Genomic DNA, 18,056 nt, shown 5'->3' with positions numbered 1-18,056 from the left:
CATGCCCGAGCTCGAGACCGTCCTCGCCTCGCTCACCGACGCGCAGGTGGCGCAGGTGTTGCAGCATCTGTTCAGCCAGTTCGACGACAGCGAGGTCCCGGCGGTCACCCAGGACGAGATCGACGCCCGCGTCAGCGCCGATCGCGAGTTCCTCGGCGAGCTGGCAGCCGCCGCCGGGCCCCCGCCCGCCGCGGCCGAAGACGGGGACGTCCGCGCCCTGATCGCGGCGCTGGCGGAGGCCGTCCCGGAGACCCGCCCCGCCGTCGACGCCGCCATCGCCAGGGCCGAGTCCGAGCGGACCCTGCCGATCGACCACGACACCGCCCTGAGCGTCCTGGCGATAGCGACGTCGGCCGCGATCCTGCGCCCCCGGTTCAGCTTTCGCCGCACGAGGAAGGAGGACGGAGACGACCTCCAGATCGACCTGGACATCCGGGGCACCCAGGGCATGGGACGCGTCGTGGACATCATCACGCGCTTCCTGAACCCATGACCCGCCAGAGCACCCCGCCGCAACACCGCCCGCGCCGCTCCAAGCGGCGCGGTCCCCAGCGCAACGGTCCGGCCAACAGGTAAAGGCGTGCTCGTGCCGGCCCGCACTCCGCCACGACCTGCCACGAGCGGTTCGGTCCCGGTAGGGCCGCGGCCTCGACGCTGTCTCCGTTGGTCCGCTGTTGGCTCCATTTCGACGGCCGGGCCCTGGATTCGATACCGAACAGTGGTTCGGATTCGCTTCTCGACCGAGGATAGGGATGTGTATACGAATATCTTCGGTGAGGCTGGGCCGTAGGTCCAGGATAATGTCACGGAGATCGAATCCCGGTTTTCGTGGAGTGAGCGGCTCGTGAGGGATCACGGTGAGCGGCACGAGGTTTCCCAGGCAGATGGATCCGAGGGCCAGGGGGCAAAAAATGAAATGTCTGGAAGTGTCGCCGGTTCCTTCGTGCAGGTGGGGACGGTGCGGGGCGGCTTCCATGTGCACCATGCGGCCTCCGAGGGCTGGTCGCGTCCCGTGCCCGCGCAACTCCTGCCGCCGCGCCCGTATTTCGCCGACCGGACGACCGAGATGGAGTGGCTCATCCAGGTGAGCGACGCGGTCACCGGAACCGGCGAACCCGCCACCGTGCTGATCAGCGGGGTCGGCGGCGTCGGAAAGACCTCACTGGGATTGGCCTGGTTGAACCGCATTAGAGAACACTTCCCCGATGGGCAGCTATATACGAATCTGCGGGGTTTCTCCGGCGCGCTTCCGGTGCCGCCCGACGAGCCATTGGGGCATTTCCTGCAGGCTTTGGGAGTGCCGTCCGACGCGGTGCCCAGCGGTCTCGGCGAGCAGGCGGCGCTGTTCCGCTCGATCACGGCAGGGCGCCGACTGATCATCATGCTGGACGGCGCCGCCTCGGCGGCACAGGTCCGCCCGCTCTTCCCGGGCCACGGCCCGGCCCTGGTGCTGGTCACCTCGCGCCGGCGGCTCCCTGCCCTGGCCCTGGACGGCGCGTCCTTCCTGCCGCTCGGCCCCCTGGACGAGGACGGCGCCGTCCAGCTGCTGGACGGGATGCTGGGCGCCGGTCGCACCCGCGCGGAGCCCACGGCCGCCCGCTCCCTCGCGGCGCTGTGCGGGCGCCTGCCGCTGGCGTTGTGCACGTCCGCGGCCCGGCTCGCCATCCGGGAGAACTGGCCGATCTCGCGCGTCGTGGCCGAACTGGCCGACGAGCGCCGCCGGCTCGCTTCACTCGGCCACGGGGACGAAGGAGAGATCTCGGTGCGCTCGGTCTTCGACGTCACCTACCGCGACCTGCCGGCGGAGGCCGCACGGTTGTACCGGTTGCTCAGCGTCCATCCGGGCGCGCGCTTCGCCCTGACCGACGCCGCGGCCGTCGTCGCCGCGTCTGCCGAGCAGGCGGCCGAGCCACTGGAGGCGCTGGTGGACGCCAACCTGGTGGAGGAGGAACCGGACGGCCGTTACCGATTCCACGACCTCGCGCGGCTACACGCCCGTGACAGGGCGATCGAGGAAGAACACGAGGACGACCGCGTGCGGGCATTCGAGCGGTTGCTGGAAAGCCGGGTGGGCATCGCCGCAGCCGCCGACCGCATGGTCATCCCTGGCCGCTGGCACCTCGGCCGCCACTACGCGGCCGCACCCGCGGCCTCGTTCACCGGCATCGCCGACGCCCTCGCCTGGCTGGAGAGGGAACTGCCCGACCTCGCCGACCTGGTCTCGACCGCGCACGACCTCGGCCTGCACCGCGGCGCCTGGGAGTTGTGCGAGGCGTTGTGGGGGCTGTTCACCTTCCGCAAGCACTACGCGTACTGGATCCGGACGCACGAGACCGGCGCCGCGTCGGCGGCCGCAATGGGCGACCGGCGCGCGGAGGCGCGCATGCTGGAGGCACTGGCCTCCGCCCACCTCAATCTGCGCGACTTCCGTGCCGCCGCCGACCTCGCCGACCGCGCACTGGAGCTCGAACGCGGAACGGAACACGCACGCGGTGAAGCGGCCGCACTGGAGTGTCTCGGCGTCGCCCGGCTCGGCTCGGACGACGTCGCCGGTGCCATCGACGCGTTCGACCGGGCCCGGCAGATACAACAGGAGATCGGGATCGAGCGCGGCGTCGCGATGATGACGCGCCGCCTGGGCGAAGCCCTGGCCAGGGACGGCCAGACCACCAAGGCGATCGACCATCTCTCGCGCGCGCTCGCCTATTTCGACGGTCAGAGCGACGACTACAACCGTGCCCGGATACTCCTCGCAATCAGCGCCGCCCTGACGGCGGACGGCCGCCCGGGCGAAGCGCGGGACAGCCTGGACGCCGCGTTGGAAGCCGCTACCCGCGCCGGCGCCCGGCACGAGCAGGGCAACGCCCACCTCGCACTGGCCGGGCTGGCGCGACACGACGGGGACACCGACACCGAACGGGCGCATCTGGAGCAGGCCCATGCCGTCTTCGAGGCACTGGGAGCCCCGCAGGCCGCGGAGGCACTCGGCCTCCTGAACGAGCTCGGGCCCGGCGATGGCGGCGCGGAGGGATCACGGATCACGCCTGATCGGTGAGAGGCGCGCAAGGGATCAGCACGACGCACCCGTCTCCGCGGCCCGAATCCCGGATCACCAGCCGGGCCGCTCTCAACTCGGTCAGCGTGTGCCCCCGTACGAGCAGGCAGTGGACGAACGAAGCGGCCCAAGCCATGGTGGTGAGCGTGTCAGCAGCCCCGGTGCCGGCGACGGTGTCACAGGCGGTGAAACATGCGTTCTCCCCGTCCCGGGAGACGATGGCGCACGTGCGCGCTTGCAGATCGGTGGTGCACGTGACCAGCGCGGCTCTGCGCGAGCGGACGTGAGTGCGGGGTCCGCCAGCGCTCTGGACGAGGACGTCGGCAATGGACGTCCAGCGGTCCGCTGCCCGGTTGTCGTCGGCGTCCTCGCACACCGCCACGTGCTCGTCCGTCACCCGGTCCGACGGCCAAGCCGGCTTCTGCTCCCCGGAGAAGACGCACCGTGCGGGGATCGCGCACAGGGTCATCCTGATCAGTTCGCTGCCGGTCCGGGCGGTGACGTGGACGGGGCCCTCCCGCGGAGGCCGGGCCGATCCGGCCGGGCCTGTGGCGACCGGGGCCAGCGCGGAGCCGCCGCGCCGGGGCGCGCCGTCCGCGATCTGGTCGGGCGCGCAACCAGCCTGGACGAATAGGGCGCTCAACGGACAGGCTCCAAGTCGGACGGGCCGGCGAGAAGCCGGGGCCTGGGCACCGGGTCAGGGATCGCAGGGGCCGGGGGCTCGTCCAGACGCAGAAGCCGGTAGATCTCTCTCCGGAGCAGAGGAGCGGCGCGCCCCGGCTCGGAGGTGAGCCGGTCACGGAGAACGGCGGCGATCGACTCGCTTCTTGCCCGGCGTCCGGCCTGCGACTCGATCTGAGGGAGCAGAGGCCGCTGCGTGTTCAGGCGCGGAACGAGGCTCGCGAGCAGCTCGGCCTGGGAGCCCGGTACCGCGTCGCCGTCGGGAAAGGCCGCCAGCAGCACGGGAACACCGGATGCGGCCCCGAAGTAGGTCGCCGTCCCGTGATCACCAACGATCAGGTCGGCCGCGATCAGCGCGGCGCGCCAGCCGTCGTGCGGCGGCAGCAGACCGGCGCCGGCCCGCAGACCGGCCGCACTCCAGACGAGCGTCTGCCGGAGGCCATGCCAGGAAAAGATCGCCGGGTGAAGGGCCACCACGACGGTGTACCGGTCCCGCGGCAACTGCTCGGCGAGCCGCTGGATCAGGTCCCGATGCCTGCCGAACAGGCCGCGCGGTCCCCAGGTGGACGAGACGACGACCAGGCGACGGTCGCCGGTGACGCCCAGCGCGTCCCGGTAGGACGCGCGCGACGGACGGCTCGCGGCCATCCGATCGAAGGCGGGCTCGCCCACCACCCGCACGGCGGACCTGGTCTCGGGGCAGACCTCGAGCAGGCGCCTGCGGTGCTCGTGATGGGCCAGAGCGATCGCCGCCGGAATGACCCGGCCGCCGGCCACGAAAGCCTCCCGCCGCACCCCCGCGACCGGCCGGGACGCCTCGGTCCCCGCACCGACCCAGCGATGGCTCAGCACGGTCGGCCCCATGCCGTGCTGAAGGTGCAGGACGGGAGCGTGCAACCGCTCCAGTGCCCCGTCCCCTGCGGCGACCGCCAGATCCCACGGCATCTGCGTCGCGTGGTCGAAGGGGACCACGCACGCTCCCGCGGCCCGCAGGTGATCGTCGACCCCTCTGGAGAAAACCGAGGAGGGCGCCACCGTGTAGACCGTCTGCACGCGCTGGTCCGGCTCCACCAGACCGAGCACGTCGTCAAGCCGGGTGACCGCGGCGAGGTGGTGGACGACGGCGAGCACGGTGCGCCGCGTCCGGACCGTCGCGCCCTTCGCGGCGTCGGGCCCGTAGGGGCCCGGGGACCAATCTCCAGCTGACATCTCGCCTCCGTGAAGTGACCGGTGCGGCCGCGGTAGCCGCCGGTGGTCTCACGGTGGGGCGGACATGCGGACAGGACGCCTGCACCGAACGGGACGGAGATATTGCAGACCCCGGATCACCTGCGACGAGGGAGGGGCGGAACCGTACCCCGGTCCCGCCCCTCCCTACGACATGGTCAAACCATGAAGATCCCTACCAGCAGGGCGCTGACGGTGATGGTGACGTTGAGAATCTCATGCAGACGCCGGTACATCAGTCAGTCCGTTTCTATGAGTCACTCGTGCACGTGCAGATGCCTTGTGCGATGCAATTGCAGGCGCACGCCCATTTGATCAAGGTCCGCGAGCCCTCACCCTCGAACCCCGTGCGTGACATTAGCGCACGATTACTTGAGGTTTCCCCGTATTCGCGATCTTTTTCCGTCCTCGATCAAGTCGAGGTTTCGGTACGCGGGACAACCGCCGACTCTGCTATAAGCATCCGTCCGATGTTGTTGAGGCAATAGTTGCAGCGACATCCTCGAAAGGACGTTCGCATCCCGTGGCGCTGGGTAAGGCGACTCTTACCTTGACCGAAATGTCCGGTTACTAGTAACCGGGACAAATCACGTGAGACACTCCAAATCGACCAAGATCGGGGGTAGTGCACGGGGAGCCGAAATTGGAGGAGACCAGACTTCTAGGTCCCGTGGAGTTGCTGAGGGACGGGGTCCCCCAGAAGCTCGGATCGTTGAAGGAACGCTGTCTGCTCGCGATTCTCGCGATGGAATGCGGCAGCGTCGTCTCGGCGGAGACCTTGGCAGAACGAATCTGGGGCGGGCACAGGCCGGCGCACGCGCGCACCACGCTCACCAGCTACGTCACCCGGCTGCGGGGAAGGTTCCGCACGCACGGCGGAGACGAACTGCGCGGATCGTCTCCGATCGAGTCGGGTCACGGGGGCTACCGCCTGGCGCTGCGTCCGGAGACGGTCGACCTGCACCGGTTCAGAGAACTGCGCCGCCAGGCGCGCGCGATCTCCGGCAGCGGCGACGACGAGCACGCCGTCGCGCTCCTCGACGAAGCCGAGGGCCTGTGGCGGGGCGAACCGCTGGTCGGCCTGCCAGGGGGCTGGGCCGCGGGAATGCGCAAGATCCTTGAGGAGGAGCGGCATGGTGCGCGGCTCGAACGCATCGACCTGCGGCTCCGCCTGGGTCGACATGCAGAGGTCATCGCCGAACTCCTGCAGCTGACCGCCGAGCGCCCCATGGACGAGCGGGCCACCGCCCAGTTGATGACCGCCCTTTACCGGCACGACCGGGCGGCGGAGGCACTGGAGGTCTACCGGCGCGTGGCCCGGCTGCTGGCTTCGGAACAGGGCTCCGACCCCGGCCCGCGACTGAGTGATCTGCACGAGCGCATTCTTCGGCGCGACCCCGATCTCGGTGTGACGCCACGTCACTTCCGGGGCGGCGGAACGCCGCAGCCGCGTTCGCTGCCGGAGGAGCCGGACGGCTTCACCGGCCGTGAGCGCGAACTGGAGATTCTCACCGCTCCTGCCGGGCCGGACGCGCCGCAACCCAACGTCGACGTCATCACCGGCATGGGCGGGATCGGTAAGAGTGCTCTGGCCCTTCGCGCGGCGCAAATGCTGACCGGCAGATTCCCCGACGCGGCGCTGCACGTGGGGCTCTGCGGGCATGACGAGGTCCGGCCGCCGCTGTCGGCCGGTGCCGTCCTGACCGAATTGCTGCGCATGCTCGGCCTTCCGCCGGAGCGCATTCCCGTGTCACACGCAGAGCGCACGGAGTCGTGGCGGCGCGAGATGTCCGAGAGGCGCGCCATCGTGGTCCTGGACGACGCCATCGACCTGGACCACATCCGCCCGGTCATCACGGGAATCCCGACCTGCCGTGTCCTGGTCACCAGCCGGCGCCGGTTGGCCGGACTGCCCGGCGTGCGGTACCTGCGCCTGGACGTCCTTCCGCCGGACGAGGCGCGCCGGTTGGTCGCTCGCATCGCCGGTGACGGCTTGGACGCGGACGCCGTCGACGAGGTCGTCCGCCGCTGCGGCGGGCTTCCGCTCGCTTTGCGCTTGGCCGCCGCGCAGGCCGCGAAGGCCACCGAAGGCGGTGCCGGCGGGTGGCCGGGGGAAGCGCACCAGCCGTACCGGGGGCCCGGGAACGGTCCGGACGACGGTGGCGACCTGGACGACTCGGTGGCACGTGCGGCCTTCGACCGCTCCTACCGGGCCCTCACCGACGAGCAACGTCGCCTCTTCCGGCGGCTGGGCTGGAGCCCCTGCCCGGACATCACGGTGGACGCCGCGACGGCCCTCGTCGCCCGGCCGGCCGCAGAGGTGTCGGCAGAGTTCGAGGTGCTCGTCGATCACCATCTTCTCCATGTGCAAGGGCCCGAGAATGTGCGCATGCACGACATCGTGCGGGGGTTCGCCCGTGCCCGGGCGCTCGAGGAGGATTCCCGTGACGAGCTCAGACGGGTGCTCTCCCGATTAGTGCGCCACTACCTGCGATGGGCCGACCAGGCCGACCGCGTCCTCTACCCACACCGGCGCAGGCGCGGCCTCTCCGAGGCCCCCGGGGGCGCGCGGATCCCGTCCGACCACGATCGGGAGCGCTGGAGCGGGTGGCTCCGGGCAGGTCCCGCCGACGCTTCCGGTTGGTTCGAACGGGAATGGCGCAACTGCCTCATGCTGGCCGACCATGCCATCGAGCATGAGATGAAGAAGAATGGCGCGCTGCTGGTGCACGCTCTCTCCCAATTCCTCGAAACCCAGGGACGTCGCGAGGACGCGGGCAAGGCTCAGGAGACGGCCGTGCGAGCGGCACGCGAGATCTCGAGTCCGGGAACGCTCGCCCAGGCGCTCTTCGAGCTGAGCTTCACGCGGTTCCGAATCGGTCACCATGTCGCCGCGCTGGAGCACGCCACCGAGGCGTTATCCATTTTCCGCTCCTTGGGCGATCGGCGGGCCGAGGCCGAGACTCTGGACCGCATCGGCATCGTTCTCTGGACCACCGCCTGCTACCGCGAGGCTCTGGCCCACCATCAGGAGGCGCAAGACCTCCACCGGAAGGCCGGCGATTCACACGGCGAGGCGGACTCGCTCGGTTACGCCGCCATCGCACTGTGGCATCTCGGCCGCTACGGGGACGCCTTGCAGCACCTGAACTTCTCCCTCGAGATGTGCCGCAGGTCAGGGGATCTGCGTCGCGAGGCGATGGTCCTCAACAATCTCGGAGACGTCCAGCGGCAACGCGGCTTCCACCGCGACGCCGTCCGCTGTTACGAGGAGTCGAGCGCGATCTTCAAACAGATCGGCGGGGTGCAGAACGAGGCGATTCTCAAGAACAACATCGGGGGCGTCCACCACTACAAGGGCGACTACCCGAGTGCGCTGCGCTGCTACCGCGAGGCGATCACGGTGTTCCGCGAGATCGGCGACCGGCGGAACATCGCCGACGCGCTCAACAGCATCGGGGCCGTCTACCTGCTGATGGGGCGCCCCAGCGAAGCGCTCGTCCACCATCAGCAGGCCGAGGACGCCGCCCGGGACGTCGGTGATCCGTACCAGCAGGTACAGGCTCTGCGCGGGATGGCGGACGCCCATCAGGCCTGCTGCCGTTATCCGGTGGCCCTCGACCATTACCGCAGGGCCCTCGACATGGCCCTCGACATCAGCGTTCCGTACCAGCAGGCCAAGGCGCACGAGGGCATCGCCGCAACGGTCCTGCACCTTCAGGGGGAGCAGGCCGCGCGCATCCACTGGCGCCAGGCCCTGGAGATCTTCGAGGAACTCGGCGTGCCGGAAGCGGAATCCATTGCATTGAGGCTGCAGACGATCAACGAGGTCGCCTCATGACGGCGCACGTCCGCTTCGGGAAGGGGGCCGGTCGGGCGGCGCGCCCCTCGTGACGCGGTCGAGGGCGGCGCGGCTCTACTTCTCAGCGTTGAACTGTTTGACGTCGAGGTGTTGCAGGGGTTAGCGTTTCGGCGTTGAAGACTTCAGCGTTGAAAGGTTGTGCCTTGCTGCGTCAGATGACTTCTGCCGTGCTCGTGTTCGGGCTGGTCACCGCTGTGGGCGGGACGGCGCGAGCGGCCGTCGGCCACCATCGTGATCCGGGGGTGTACCCGACCACGCTCCGGTTGCCGAACGGGTTCCAGCCGGAGGGGATCGCGACCGGGCCCGGCCCGTTCGCCTATGTCGGGTCCATGGCCGACGGCTCGGTCTACCGCGCCGACCTGCGGACCGGACGCGGCGCGATCCTCAGCCGGGGGCCGGGCACGCAGGCGCTCGGGCTCAAGACCGACCCGCGGGGACGGCTGTTCGTGGCCGGCGGCACCGGCGGCGACGCCCGCGTTCTGGACCTCCGTTCCGGCCGCGTGCTGGCCTCCTACCGGCTGGCCACCGGTCCGGCGTTCGTCAACGACGTGATCCTCACGCAAGGCGCCGCGTGGTTCACCGACTCCACCAATCCGGTGCTGTACAAGCTGCCGCTGAGCGGCGGCCTGCCCTCCGCCGCCGTCCGGATCCCGCTCACCGGCGACCTCGTGTACCAGGGCGATCCCGGCAGCCCCGACGGCTCCGGCTTCAACGCCAACGGCATCACGCCGACACCGGACGGCCGTGGTCTGATCGTCGTGCAGTCGAACACCGGCGGGCTGTTCCGCATCGATCCGGCGACCGGTGAGACCCGCCGGGTGGACCTGCACGGCGAGTCGCTGCCGGAGGGCGACGGCCTGCTGCTGCGCGGCCGGACGTTGTACGCGGTGCAGAACCGGCTCAACACCGTCGCCGTCCTGCGGCTGAACGCGGCGGGAACCGAGGGCCATGTCGTACGGCGGGTGAAGGACCCCCGGTTCGCCCTGCCGACGACCGTGGCCGCGTTCGGCTCCCGGCTGTACCTGCCCAACATCCAGTTCTTCGCCACGGGGCCGACCCCTGGCATCTCTTACAACGCCGTCGCCATTCCCCGTCCTTGAGCGGCGGTCGTGGTCGGAGATTCCTGACGTAGGGTCCGGAGGGCCGGGGGATCGCGACATCCAGCCCCGAGGCTGACCCGCGCCCCCGGCTCACCCCCCGAGAGGGGACGTCTTGCCGACCCTGAACGGTTCGCCCCGCCCCGGCCTGAGCCTCGGCGTCCTGGCGCACACGGCCAAGGAGAACGAGCACCGGCAGCCGATACATCCGCTGCACCTCCAGCGGATCGACCCCGGCCTGCGGTCGCGCATCTACCTCGAACGCGGCTATGGCGAAGCCTTCGGCATCCCGGACGAGGAGCTCGCCCCCCAGGTCGCCGGGCTGCTGCCCCGCGACCGGCTCATCGCCCGCTGCGACATCGTCCTGCTGCTCAAACCGCTACCCCACGACCTGAAGGAACTGCGCCCCGGCCAGATCCTGTGGGGCTGGCCGCACTGCGTCCAGGACCGCGAACTCACCCAGGTCGCCATCGACGGACGGCTCACACTGATCGCGTTCGAAGCGATGAACCACTGGACCCCCGACGGCGGGTTCAACCTGCACGTCTTCCACAAGAACAACGAACTCGCCGGCTACTGCTCGGTCCTGCACGCTCTCGCCCTCACCGGATCCACCGGCGCCTACGGGCGGCGGCGCCACGCCGCCGTCATCAGCTTCGGGGCGACCGCCCGGGGCGCGGTCACCGCGCTCAACGCCCATGGCGTGCACGATGTCCACGTCCTGACGCATCGGGGCGTCAGCGCCGTCGGCTCACCGATCCATTCGGCACAGATCGTCCACTTCGACCGTGACCCCGAGGAGCCCGCCCGCACCCGTGTCCTCACCGAGGACGGCCCGCTCGCGACGGCCGCCTTCCTCGCCCGGCACGACATCGTGGTCAACTGCGTCTTGCAGGACACCGGTGCCCCGCTGATGTTCGCCACGAACGACGACCTGCCGCTGTTCTCCACCGGCACCCTCATCGTCGACGTCTCCTGCGATGCGGGCATGGGCTTCGAATGGGCCCGGCCGACCACCTTCACCGATCCCATGTTCACCGTCGGCCGCAACGTCCACCACTACGGCGTCGACCACAGCCCCTCCTACCTGTGGGACTCCGCGACCTGGGAGATCAGCCAGGCCCTGATCCCGCACCTGGCCACGGTCCTCGCGGGCCCCGCCGCGTGGGACGCCGACAAGACCGTCCGGCGGGCGATAGAGATCCGCGACGGCGTCGTCCAGAACCCCGCCGTCCTTTCGTTCCAGCGCCGCTCCCCCGACTACCCGCACGCGACGGACCGGCCGGAGTAGAGGCGCACGACGGATCGGTCAGACTCCGGCTGGTTCCAGCGCCGGGGGGACGGGCTGCTGGAGCGCTTGGGACAGGGTGGGGAAGGTTCGGAGGCCGTGCTCCAGGGCGGCGTCGTCCAGGATCTGCGCGACGTGCGAGCGAGGGGAGGCCAGGCGCATCGAGACGCCCAGAGCCAGCGCGCGGTGCCAGGCGCTGATCAGAGCGGAGATCCCGGCCGCGTCACAGAACCACAGTTGCGACAGGTCCAGCACCAGGATCCTCTGCCCGGGGTGCAGCAGTTCCAGCAGCCCGTCATGCAGCGCGGGCGCGGTCACCAGGTCGAGTTCGCCCTGCAATGCGGCGACGGTGAACGAGGGCCGGCGCACGACCGACAGCACCACCCGCGGATGGATTTCGGTATGGCCTTGAGTCCTGTACGTGGAATTCATGATGTCGCTCCGATCGCGCTGCGGATGGCGCGCGAGCGGTCGGTAGCGCGTTGACCGGCGGACGCGCTGCACTCCACGCTACGCCGCATATCGCCCGCTCTAGGGCAATGACATGCAAAGACGCCCGAGTCGCTATTTCTTGACCGGGTCGGATCCGGGCCGCTTGACGATCTGGTCGCCGGTGCTCAGCGAGTCCCAGAGGGAGCGTCTGACGCGGATCTTCTTGCTGCCGCCGCCGGTGAAGGCGACCTCGAGGTAGCGGTAGAGATTCGACCCGTCCGACATCTTGCGTGACTTGCCGGTGACGACGCCTTCCCACGCCTCGTCCTTGCGCACCCGCCGTGACCTGAACATATGCCTGCCCGCCCGTTGTGATGAGCCTCTTACTTCCTGTGATCAGGCTAAAGAGAAGCGCGGTCGGGGGCATCAGCCGCATGGCGGGTCTTGGGGGTGCGACTTTAGGCTGAGAAACGGCGGCGGGCGCCATAGTGACGGGCCGTCCTCACGGCCCCCCGGCGGGGCGTTCCGTGGCGTAGTCTGGAGGGGCTGAGGGCACTTCGTGCGCGGGCCTCCTTGCCGGCGCCGTCCTCGGGGATTACGACCCGGTCCTCGACGGACCGAGAATGGGGCCTTCGTGATGGCCCGCCACAGCGCTCAACTCGCGCACCTTCCCGGCGCGGCCGCGCCGCTCCCGCTTCCGCCGGCGTCGTCCCGGCTGCGGCTCGCGGCGGACGGCACCGGGCGCGGGCTCATCGACGGCGGCTGGTGGCCCCGCTCGCGCGACGCCGCCGCCGAGCTCACCGAACTGGCGATCGCCCTGACCGACCGGCTGGGCATGGCCACCCGCCTGACCATCGACTTCGACGACTGGGACCACGTTCCGCTGCGCGTCACCGCCCTGGGCCGGGTCATCAGGGTCGGCTGGCTGCCGCACCTGGACCACATGGTCGCGGTCACCCGCGGACGCGGCGAGCCGGTCCTGCTGCTGGTCGTTCCGCCCGAGACGTCCCGGACCTCCGCGCAGGAGGCCCTGGCCAAGGCGGCCGCGGGCGATGTGCCGCCGGAGGAGATCCTCGCCTCCTGCGCCCGCCCGTGAGCCCGCACGACCCCGCGTCACTCATCGTCTGCTTCCGGGCCGCCCCGCACGGCGCCCCGCGATCGGAGATCACCATGACCACCGCCGCACCCGCCGACGACGGCTCGACTCCGGTTCCCTCCGAGGTGCGGATGCCCGCCCACCGGCGCCCCGGCCACACCATCATCGCGCTGCGGGGCGGCCTGGACGCCGCCGCGGCCCCGGCGCTGCGCGAGCATCTGCTGGACGTGCTGCGCCACAGCGGACGGCTGCTGATCCTCGACATGGGCGAGGTGTCGTCCTGCGACGAGGTGGGGCTCGCCGTCCTGGTCGGCATACAGCACCGCGCCGCGGCGGTCGGGATCACGGTCCAACTGAGCGCCGCCAACCGGCAGTTCACCGACCTGCTGCACGCCACGGGCCTGGACCGCGTCTTCACCGTCCGGACGGCCCCGCCCGCGCAGGCCGAGTCAGCGGCATGACCGCGTGAACTCCGGGCGCAGGACGATGAAGGACGAATACCTGGCGTTGATGAAAGGGCTCGCCGGCGGCATCGCGATAGCGCTGGTCGCCGTGTGCACGGTCATCGCCGCGGTCGCGCTGATCGTCTCCTGAACGTCCCGGGACGGACGTGTTCCAGGTGGCCTGGGGGGCAGGGAACCTGGTGTCCGACCGGGAGGACCAGATGAGCGGGCAGCCGGACGGCCAGGCCGGCATGCAGCATGACGGCCTGGTCGAAGCCATGAACGCGGGCGTCGTGGCCGTCAACGCGACCGGCCGGATCACGGCCTGGAACCCCCGCGCCCGGCAGCTGCTCGGCTACACCCGCGAGGAGGCGCTGGGCAGGCCGCTGCACCGGCTCCTGCACCGCGCCGGCAAGGGGGATCCGGCTCCGGAGCGGGACTGCCGCCTGCTGCGGACGCTGCGGACCGGCGTCGCCGACCACGGCGACGGCGACCGGTTCACCCACCGCGACGGGCGGGCGGTGCGGCTGTCCTGGTCGTCCGCGCCGATCTACGCCGACGACCCGGCCGCGGCCGCCGGGGAACCCGGGGCCGGGACGGTGGCCGGAGCGGTCGTCGTGCTGCAGGACGCGGCCGAGCGGTTCCGCATCGAGCAGGAGCGCCACGACCAGATGGCCCAGGTCAGGCGGGCGAACTCGCGGCTGGCGCTGGTCGCGGAGATCACCACGGTGCTGTCGTCCACGCTGAACGAGGACGAGGTGCTGCGGCGGCTGGTCCGGCTCGTCGTGCCCGCGCTCGGCGACTGGGCGGAGGTCGACCTGCTCGTCCCCGACGGGCGGGTCGAGCGGACGGCCGCCACGCACCGCGAGCTCTCGCCCGCCGACATCGCCGCCCTGGAGGGCCCGCTGCCGCCGCTCCCCCGGACCCCGCGCGGGCCGCTCGCGCGGGTGCTGCACGGCGGCACGACCCTGGTCGTCGGCGGCGACGCCGCCCGGCTCTATCCGGACGAGCCGCTGGCGGCCGCCCAGCACGAGCTCTTCCAGGTCATGGACGCGCACACCGCGATCATCACCCCGCTGGCGGCGCGCGGCGAGACCTATGGCGCGCTGACGCTCGGCTACTCCCGTCCCGGGGACGGCTACGGTCCCGACGACCGGCTCGTGGTCGAGGACATCGCGCGCCGCACCGGCCTCCTGCTGGCCAACGCCCGGCTGTTCGCCGCGCAGCGCGACACGGCCGAGGCCATGCAGCGCAGCCTGCTCACCCCGCTGCCCCGGTCGGGCGATCTGCAGCTCCAGGCCCGGTACGTGCCGGCCGCGCGGGTCGGGTGGGTGGGCGGCGACTGGTACGACGCGTTCCCGCTGGCCAACGGCGCCACCGGGCTGGTCATCGGCGACATCGTGGGCCATGACCTGCACGCGGCGTCCCGGATGGCGCAGGTCCGCAACATGCTGAGGGCGCTGGCGTGGGATCCGGCCGCACCGCCGAGCATCGTCCTGGAGCGCCTGGACGCGGTGATGGACGCCGTCAGCGACGCCGAACTCGCCACCGCCGTGTTCGCCCGCGTCGAAAGGAGCCCGGACGGCCGCTGGCATCTGCGGTGGTGCAACGCCGGCCATCCGCCGCCGCTGCTGATCACCCAGGACGGCGGCACGTCCTTCCTCGAGGAGCACGGGATGCTGCTCGGCAACCCCGACCTCACGACCGGCCGCCCCGACGGCGCCCGCGACCTGCCGCCCCTGTCCACGCTGCTGCTCTACACCGACGGACTCGTCGAGACCCGCGGCACCGACCTCACCGACCGCCTCACCGGGCTGCGCCGCCACAGCGCCCACCTGGCCCGGCTTCCCGTGCCCGACCTGTGCGACCAGCTTCTCGAGCGGATGGAGCCCGGCGGCGAGGACGATGTCGCCATCCTCGCCCTCCGCGTCCCCGCCTGACGTCCGGGACGTCCGGGACCGCGGGGAGTGCGGCCGGCGCCTACAGGGGCTCGCTGATCCAGCGCCACCCGCCGTCCACGTGCCGCGCGCTGATCACCTGCGCGCTGCCGGAGTCCGCCACCTCGGCGATCATCCGGATCAGCTGGCGGTGGAAGTCGGCGGGCGGGTTGCCGCCGCCCGCGGAGCCCTCCAGAAGGCTCACGCTGACCTTCGCCTCGTCGCGCAACTGCACGGTCAGCCGGCCGGTCTTGTCCAGCCGCAGTATCACGATCGCGTCGGCCCGGATCAGGTCGCCGTCGGCGGCCGCGATCCACACCTCGGGCATCGTCCCGCTCATGAGCCTCACCTCCCCTGAGCCCAGGAGCCGGGCCCCGTCGACTCCAACATAGGGGTCGACTCCAACATTAGGGACTCCTCCCGGCCCTCCGCCAGCGCGGTCACCTGCCGGTGCCGGTGGGGTCGCCCTTCCCGGCAGGGCGGTGCGGGCCGGCCTGGTGGACGACGACCGCCGTCTCCACCGACGGGTAGATCGGGATGATCCGGGTGAAGCCGGTGGTCCGCAGGACGTGGCGGACGCGCTGGTTCACCGCCGCGACGGCGAGCGTGCCGGCGAGGTCGCCGTCCGCCCTCGCCCGCTGCGAGGGCTGCATGAGGCGGTGGACGCCGGCCAGCACGCTGAGGCCGTTGGAGTCGACGAAGTCGACCTGGGCGAAGTCCAGGATGAGGTGGTCGGCGCCGCGGCCGATCAGGGCGGCCAGGTGGCCGCGCAGCAGGCCCGCGGAGGCGACGTCCAGGTCGCCGGTCAGGGTCACGACGGCCAGGTCGGCGCCCGCCGGCTGGAATCGGCTTTCCACGATCAGGCCCATGGCCGGCACCCCCCGGTCAGGGGGATGCGATGCGCCGCAGGGCATGCCGGACGGTGGGACTGACGCCGATGTGCTGGTCCAGGCGGGTGCGGGCGAGGATCCGGCGGCACACCTCGGGCGGCCGGGCCACGACGAGGTCCCCGCGGCGGGAGCGGACCGCCTTCCAGATGGCGACCAGTGCGGTCAGCCCGGAGGAGTCGCAGAAGCCGACCTGGTCCAGGTCGAGCACGATCCTCGGGCGCGCGAGCGGCGCCGTCGCAGCGATCGCCTGCTCGCGCAGCGCGTCGGCGGTGAACGCGTCGATCTCGCCGTGGACGCGCACCACCACGCCCGCCGGGGCGCGCTCGGCCCGGATCCGCAGCCGTTCTCGAGGCGTCTCCTCTCGGGGAGCGGTCATCTGCTTCACCCGCCTCACCTCCACTGTTGCGGGCTGCCTACCCGCCCGTAGCCGGGGCACTCGTGATCGACGCAGAGAAGCGGGCGATGTGATCTACGAAACTCTGTAGTGATCGAGGTAGATTTTCGACCCGACGCCGGGTAGTGTTCTGGTCATCGAAGAGAGACGAGTCCATGAGAAACGGCAGAGGACGAACTGCCGGACGTATGGATGACGCCGGCCGGGCGTGCCGGGGCCAACGCAGTGCAAGGGGCTCCGGCAGCCGGCCGGGACCGGCGGCCAACGGGTCGCCGGGAGCGAAGCAAGATCAGAAATCGCAGTACACAGGGAAACACGCAGTACAGGTAGTGATGTCGAGGAAAGGAGAGTCGACGCCATCGGGATCGCCCGCTGCAGGCTCCAGTCACGCCGCGCGGGTACCGCAGTTCCACAGATTGGACGGTGGTCTACGGTCACGCATACGCGATCCCCGCGTTCCCGCCCCCGTCTGGGCGGCTGACGCGGAAGACCGGCTCGCAGAGCCGGTAGGTGGTGTTGTACCTCTGGGCCCCGGTGCCGCAGTCTGGCACCGGGGCCCCTGTCGTCGTCCCTGCCGTCCCACGGCAGTACGGAAGGTTCCGTGAACGCACCCCACCCGGCCCAGGCCGACGGCCGGCCAGACCAGTTCCACCGCCAGGGCGACCCCGGCGGTCTCGAGGACAAGTTCGACGACGAGGACTACCCCGCCTACAGCATGGGCCGCGCCGCCGAGATGCTGGGCGTCACCCCGGCCTTCCTGCGCAGCCTGGACACCGCGCGGCTGATCGTCCCGCAGCGCTCGCCCGGCGGGCACCGACGCTACTCCCGCTACCAGCTGCGCCTGGCCCAGCGCGCCCGCGACCTGGTCGACCAGGGCACCCCGCTGGACGCGGCCTGCCGCATCATCATCCTGGAAGACCAGCTCGCCGAAGCGCAGCGCATCAACGCCCGGCTCCAGCAGGGCCGCCACCCCCAGGACCCGGAGTAGCACCCTCCGTTCAGCGGCGGACCTTGAACTTCAGGTGCAGCACCCCGTCGCCCTGGACGACCACGTGCGGGTCCTCCAGAAGATGCTGCCCGTCGATCCCGCCGAAGTAGCGCTTGCCCGATCCGAACACCACGGGCACCACGTCGATCGCCACCTCGTCGACGAGACCGGCCGCGAGGATCTGGGCGCCCACGTCACCGGCGTTCACGCTGATGTTCCGCTCGCCGGCGAGTTCCCGGGCCTTGCCGATCGCGGCCGTCACGTCGTCGACGAAGTGGTACGACGCCTCGGGATGCCAGCCCTCGGGCTTGGGCCGGTGGGACACCACGACCACGTGGTCTCCCGTCGGCGGGTCCCCTTCCCAGCCGTTCACCAGGTCGAACAGGGTGCGGCCCATCACGATCACGCCGATCGACTCCCACATCGTCCGGACGTACTCCGCCGATGCCTTGGAGACCTTGAAGGAGCTTCCGACGCCGGAGTGGTCGAAGGTCCGGCCGGCGTCCTCGACGATCGGGGTGTCGCCGTTGAAGTACCAGTCGTGGAGCGGGCCGACGTCGTCGTTCGCGTCGGCGATGAAGCCGTCGACCGACATCACGTTGTGCATGAACACTGAACCCACGGGTCCTCCAGGTCGTCTCGCGTCCTCGCCTCCGATCCTGTCGT

General features: G+C 70.9%; 17 protein-coding genes. 9 read left to right on the top strand and 8 right to left on the bottom strand.

Going from position 1 to position 18,056, the window contains the following annotated elements:
• Position 1: 1 nt before the first annotated feature.
• Complete coding sequence (locus QP089_RS05705) at positions 2-493, top strand: hypothetical protein (RefSeq protein ID WP_285910244.1); 492 nt, start codon at positions 2-4, stop codon at positions 491-493.
• Between the two features lie 423 nt (positions 494-916).
• Positions 917-3,055 (top strand): tetratricopeptide repeat protein, encoded by a 2,139-nt coding sequence (locus tag QP089_RS05700; protein WP_285910243.1) that lies wholly within the window; start codon positions 917-919, stop codon positions 3,053-3,055.
• On the opposite strand, the gene QP089_RS05695 is transcribed toward QP089_RS05700, so the two are convergent.
• Both QP089_RS05695 and QP089_RS05690 read right to left on the bottom strand, forming a co-directional pair.
• Entirely contained in the window at positions 3,039-3,524 is a 486-nt protein-coding gene (locus tag QP089_RS05695) for a hypothetical protein (RefSeq protein ID WP_285910242.1), read from the bottom strand. The two genes, QP089_RS05700 and QP089_RS05695, sit on opposite strands and share 17 nt — an antisense overlap.
• Positions 3,525-3,694: 170 nt before the next feature.
• Complete coding sequence (locus tag QP089_RS05690) at positions 3,695-4,867, bottom strand: hypothetical protein (protein ID WP_285910241.1); 1,173 nt, start codon at positions 4,865-4,867, stop codon at positions 3,695-3,697.
• A gap of 766 nt (positions 4,868-5,633) precedes the next feature.
• Between QP089_RS05690 and QP089_RS05685 the strand changes: the two genes are divergently transcribed.
• From QP089_RS05685 to QP089_RS05675, 3 genes are all read left to right on the top strand, one after another.
• Positions 5,634-8,804 (top strand): AfsR/SARP family transcriptional regulator, encoded by a 3,171-nt coding sequence (locus tag QP089_RS05685; protein ID WP_285910240.1) that lies wholly within the window; start codon positions 5,634-5,636, stop codon positions 8,802-8,804.
• A gap of 176 nt (positions 8,805-8,980) precedes the next feature.
• The gene (locus QP089_RS05680; RefSeq protein ID WP_285910239.1) at positions 8,981-9,925 is read left to right on the top strand and encodes an NHL repeat-containing protein; all 945 of its coding nucleotides are present in this window, start codon (positions 8,981-8,983) and stop codon (positions 9,923-9,925) included.
• A 112-nt stretch (positions 9,926-10,037) separates the two neighbouring features.
• Positions 10,038-11,213: a N(5)-(carboxyethyl)ornithine synthase gene (locus QP089_RS05675; RefSeq protein ID WP_285910238.1), complete on the top strand. Its 1,176-nt coding sequence runs from the start codon at positions 10,038-10,040 to the stop codon at positions 11,211-11,213.
• 18 nt (positions 11,214-11,231) lie between these two features.
• On the opposite strand, the gene QP089_RS05670 is transcribed toward QP089_RS05675, so the two are convergent.
• Positions 11,232-11,642, bottom strand: a complete 411-nt coding sequence (locus tag QP089_RS05670) for an STAS domain-containing protein (protein WP_285910237.1) — start codon at positions 11,640-11,642, stop codon at positions 11,232-11,234.
• 132 nt (positions 11,643-11,774) lie between these two features.
• Positions 11,775-11,978 carry a DUF7489 domain-containing protein gene (locus QP089_RS05665; protein WP_285910236.1) on the bottom strand — a complete coding sequence of 68 codons (204 nt, stop codon included), beginning with the start codon at positions 11,976-11,978 and terminating at the stop codon, positions 11,775-11,777.
• Between the two features lie 301 nt (positions 11,979-12,279).
• Between QP089_RS05665 and QP089_RS05660 the strand changes: the two genes are divergently transcribed.
• The 3 genes from QP089_RS05660 to QP089_RS05650 all read left to right on the top strand — a co-directional run bounded on the left by QP089_RS05660 (position 12,280) and on the right by QP089_RS05650 (position 15,121).
• Positions 12,280-12,738: a DUF5994 family protein gene (locus QP089_RS05660; protein ID WP_285910235.1), complete on the top strand. Its 459-nt coding sequence runs from the start codon at positions 12,280-12,282 to the stop codon at positions 12,736-12,738.
• A gap of 74 nt (positions 12,739-12,812) precedes the next feature.
• Positions 12,813-13,199, top strand: a complete 387-nt coding sequence (locus tag QP089_RS05655) for an STAS domain-containing protein (protein WP_285910234.1) — start codon at positions 12,813-12,815, stop codon at positions 13,197-13,199.
• 182 nt (positions 13,200-13,381) lie between these two features.
• Positions 13,382-15,121, top strand: coding sequence for a SpoIIE family protein phosphatase (locus QP089_RS05650; RefSeq protein WP_285910233.1), 1,740 nt, complete (start codon positions 13,382-13,384; stop codon positions 15,119-15,121).
• A 40-nt stretch (positions 15,122-15,161) separates the two neighbouring features.
• On the opposite strand, the gene QP089_RS05645 is transcribed toward QP089_RS05650, so the two are convergent.
• The 3 genes from QP089_RS05645 to QP089_RS05635 all read right to left on the bottom strand — a co-directional run bounded on the left by QP089_RS05645 (position 15,162) and on the right by QP089_RS05635 (position 16,384).
• On the bottom strand, positions 15,162-15,458 hold the full coding sequence (locus tag QP089_RS05645) for a hypothetical protein (RefSeq protein WP_285910232.1): 297 nt from the start codon (positions 15,456-15,458) through the stop codon (positions 15,162-15,164).
• A gap of 100 nt (positions 15,459-15,558) precedes the next feature.
• Positions 15,559-15,987 (bottom strand): STAS domain-containing protein, encoded by a 429-nt coding sequence (locus QP089_RS05640; protein WP_285910231.1) that lies wholly within the window; start codon positions 15,985-15,987, stop codon positions 15,559-15,561.
• A gap of 16 nt (positions 15,988-16,003) precedes the next feature.
• On the bottom strand, positions 16,004-16,384 hold the full coding sequence (locus tag QP089_RS05635; protein WP_285910230.1) for an STAS domain-containing protein: 381 nt from the start codon (positions 16,382-16,384) through the stop codon (positions 16,004-16,006).
• Positions 16,385-17,117: 733 nt separating this feature from the next.
• Here QP089_RS05635 and QP089_RS05630 point away from each other — a divergent pair.
• On the top strand, positions 17,118-17,390 hold the full coding sequence (locus QP089_RS05630) for a MerR family transcriptional regulator (RefSeq protein ID WP_285910359.1): 273 nt from the start codon (positions 17,118-17,120) through the stop codon (positions 17,388-17,390).
• 10 nt (positions 17,391-17,400) lie between these two features.
• Here the strand turns inward: QP089_RS05630 and QP089_RS05625 are convergent, their stop codons facing one another.
• Positions 17,401-18,012, bottom strand: a complete 612-nt coding sequence (locus QP089_RS05625) for a dihydrofolate reductase family protein (protein ID WP_285910229.1) — start codon at positions 18,010-18,012, stop codon at positions 17,401-17,403.
• Positions 18,013-18,056 lie beyond the last annotated feature (44 nt).

Source organism: Actinomadura opuntiae (genome assembly GCF_030283205.1).
Classification (GTDB): Bacteria; Actinomycetota; Actinomycetes; order Streptosporangiales; family Streptosporangiaceae; genus Spirillospora.
The sequence above is the reverse complement of the archived record's forward strand: the minus strand, read 5'-3'. Positions and strand labels throughout refer to the sequence as shown.

What these genes read in the sequence shown, in the direction of transcription:
- QP089_RS05705 (WP_285910244.1), top strand. Translation starts at nt 2, where the DNA reads ATGCCCGAGCTCGAGACCGTCCTCGCCTCGCTCACCGACGCGCAGGTG.
- QP089_RS05700 (WP_285910243.1), top strand. Translation starts at nt 917, where the DNA reads ATGTCTGGAAGTGTCGCCGGTTCCTTCGTGCAGGTGGGGACGGTGCGG.
- QP089_RS05695 (WP_285910242.1), bottom strand. Translation starts at nt 3,524, where the DNA reads ATGACCCTGTGCGCGATCCCCGCACGGTGCGTCTTCTCCGGGGAGCAG.
- QP089_RS05680 (WP_285910239.1), top strand. Translation starts at nt 8,981, where the DNA reads ATGACTTCTGCCGTGCTCGTGTTCGGGCTGGTCACCGCTGTGGGCGGG.
- QP089_RS05670 (WP_285910237.1), bottom strand. Translation starts at nt 11,642, where the DNA reads ATGAATTCCACGTACAGGACTCAAGGCCATACCGAAATCCATCCGCGG.
- QP089_RS05660 (WP_285910235.1), top strand. Translation starts at nt 12,280, where the DNA reads ATGGCCCGCCACAGCGCTCAACTCGCGCACCTTCCCGGCGCGGCCGCG.
- QP089_RS05655 (WP_285910234.1), top strand. Translation starts at nt 12,813, where the DNA reads ATGACCACCGCCGCACCCGCCGACGACGGCTCGACTCCGGTTCCCTCC.
- QP089_RS05645 (WP_285910232.1), bottom strand. Translation starts at nt 15,458, where the DNA reads ATGAGCGGGACGATGCCCGAGGTGTGGATCGCGGCCGCCGACGGCGAC.
- QP089_RS05640 (WP_285910231.1), bottom strand. Translation starts at nt 15,987, where the DNA reads ATGGGCCTGATCGTGGAAAGCCGATTCCAGCCGGCGGGCGCCGACCTG.
- QP089_RS05635 (WP_285910230.1), bottom strand. Translation starts at nt 16,384, where the DNA reads ATGACCGCTCCCCGAGAGGAGACGCCTCGAGAACGGCTGCGGATCCGG.
- QP089_RS05630 (WP_285910359.1), top strand. Translation starts at nt 17,118, where the DNA reads ATGGGCCGCGCCGCCGAGATGCTGGGCGTCACCCCGGCCTTCCTGCGC.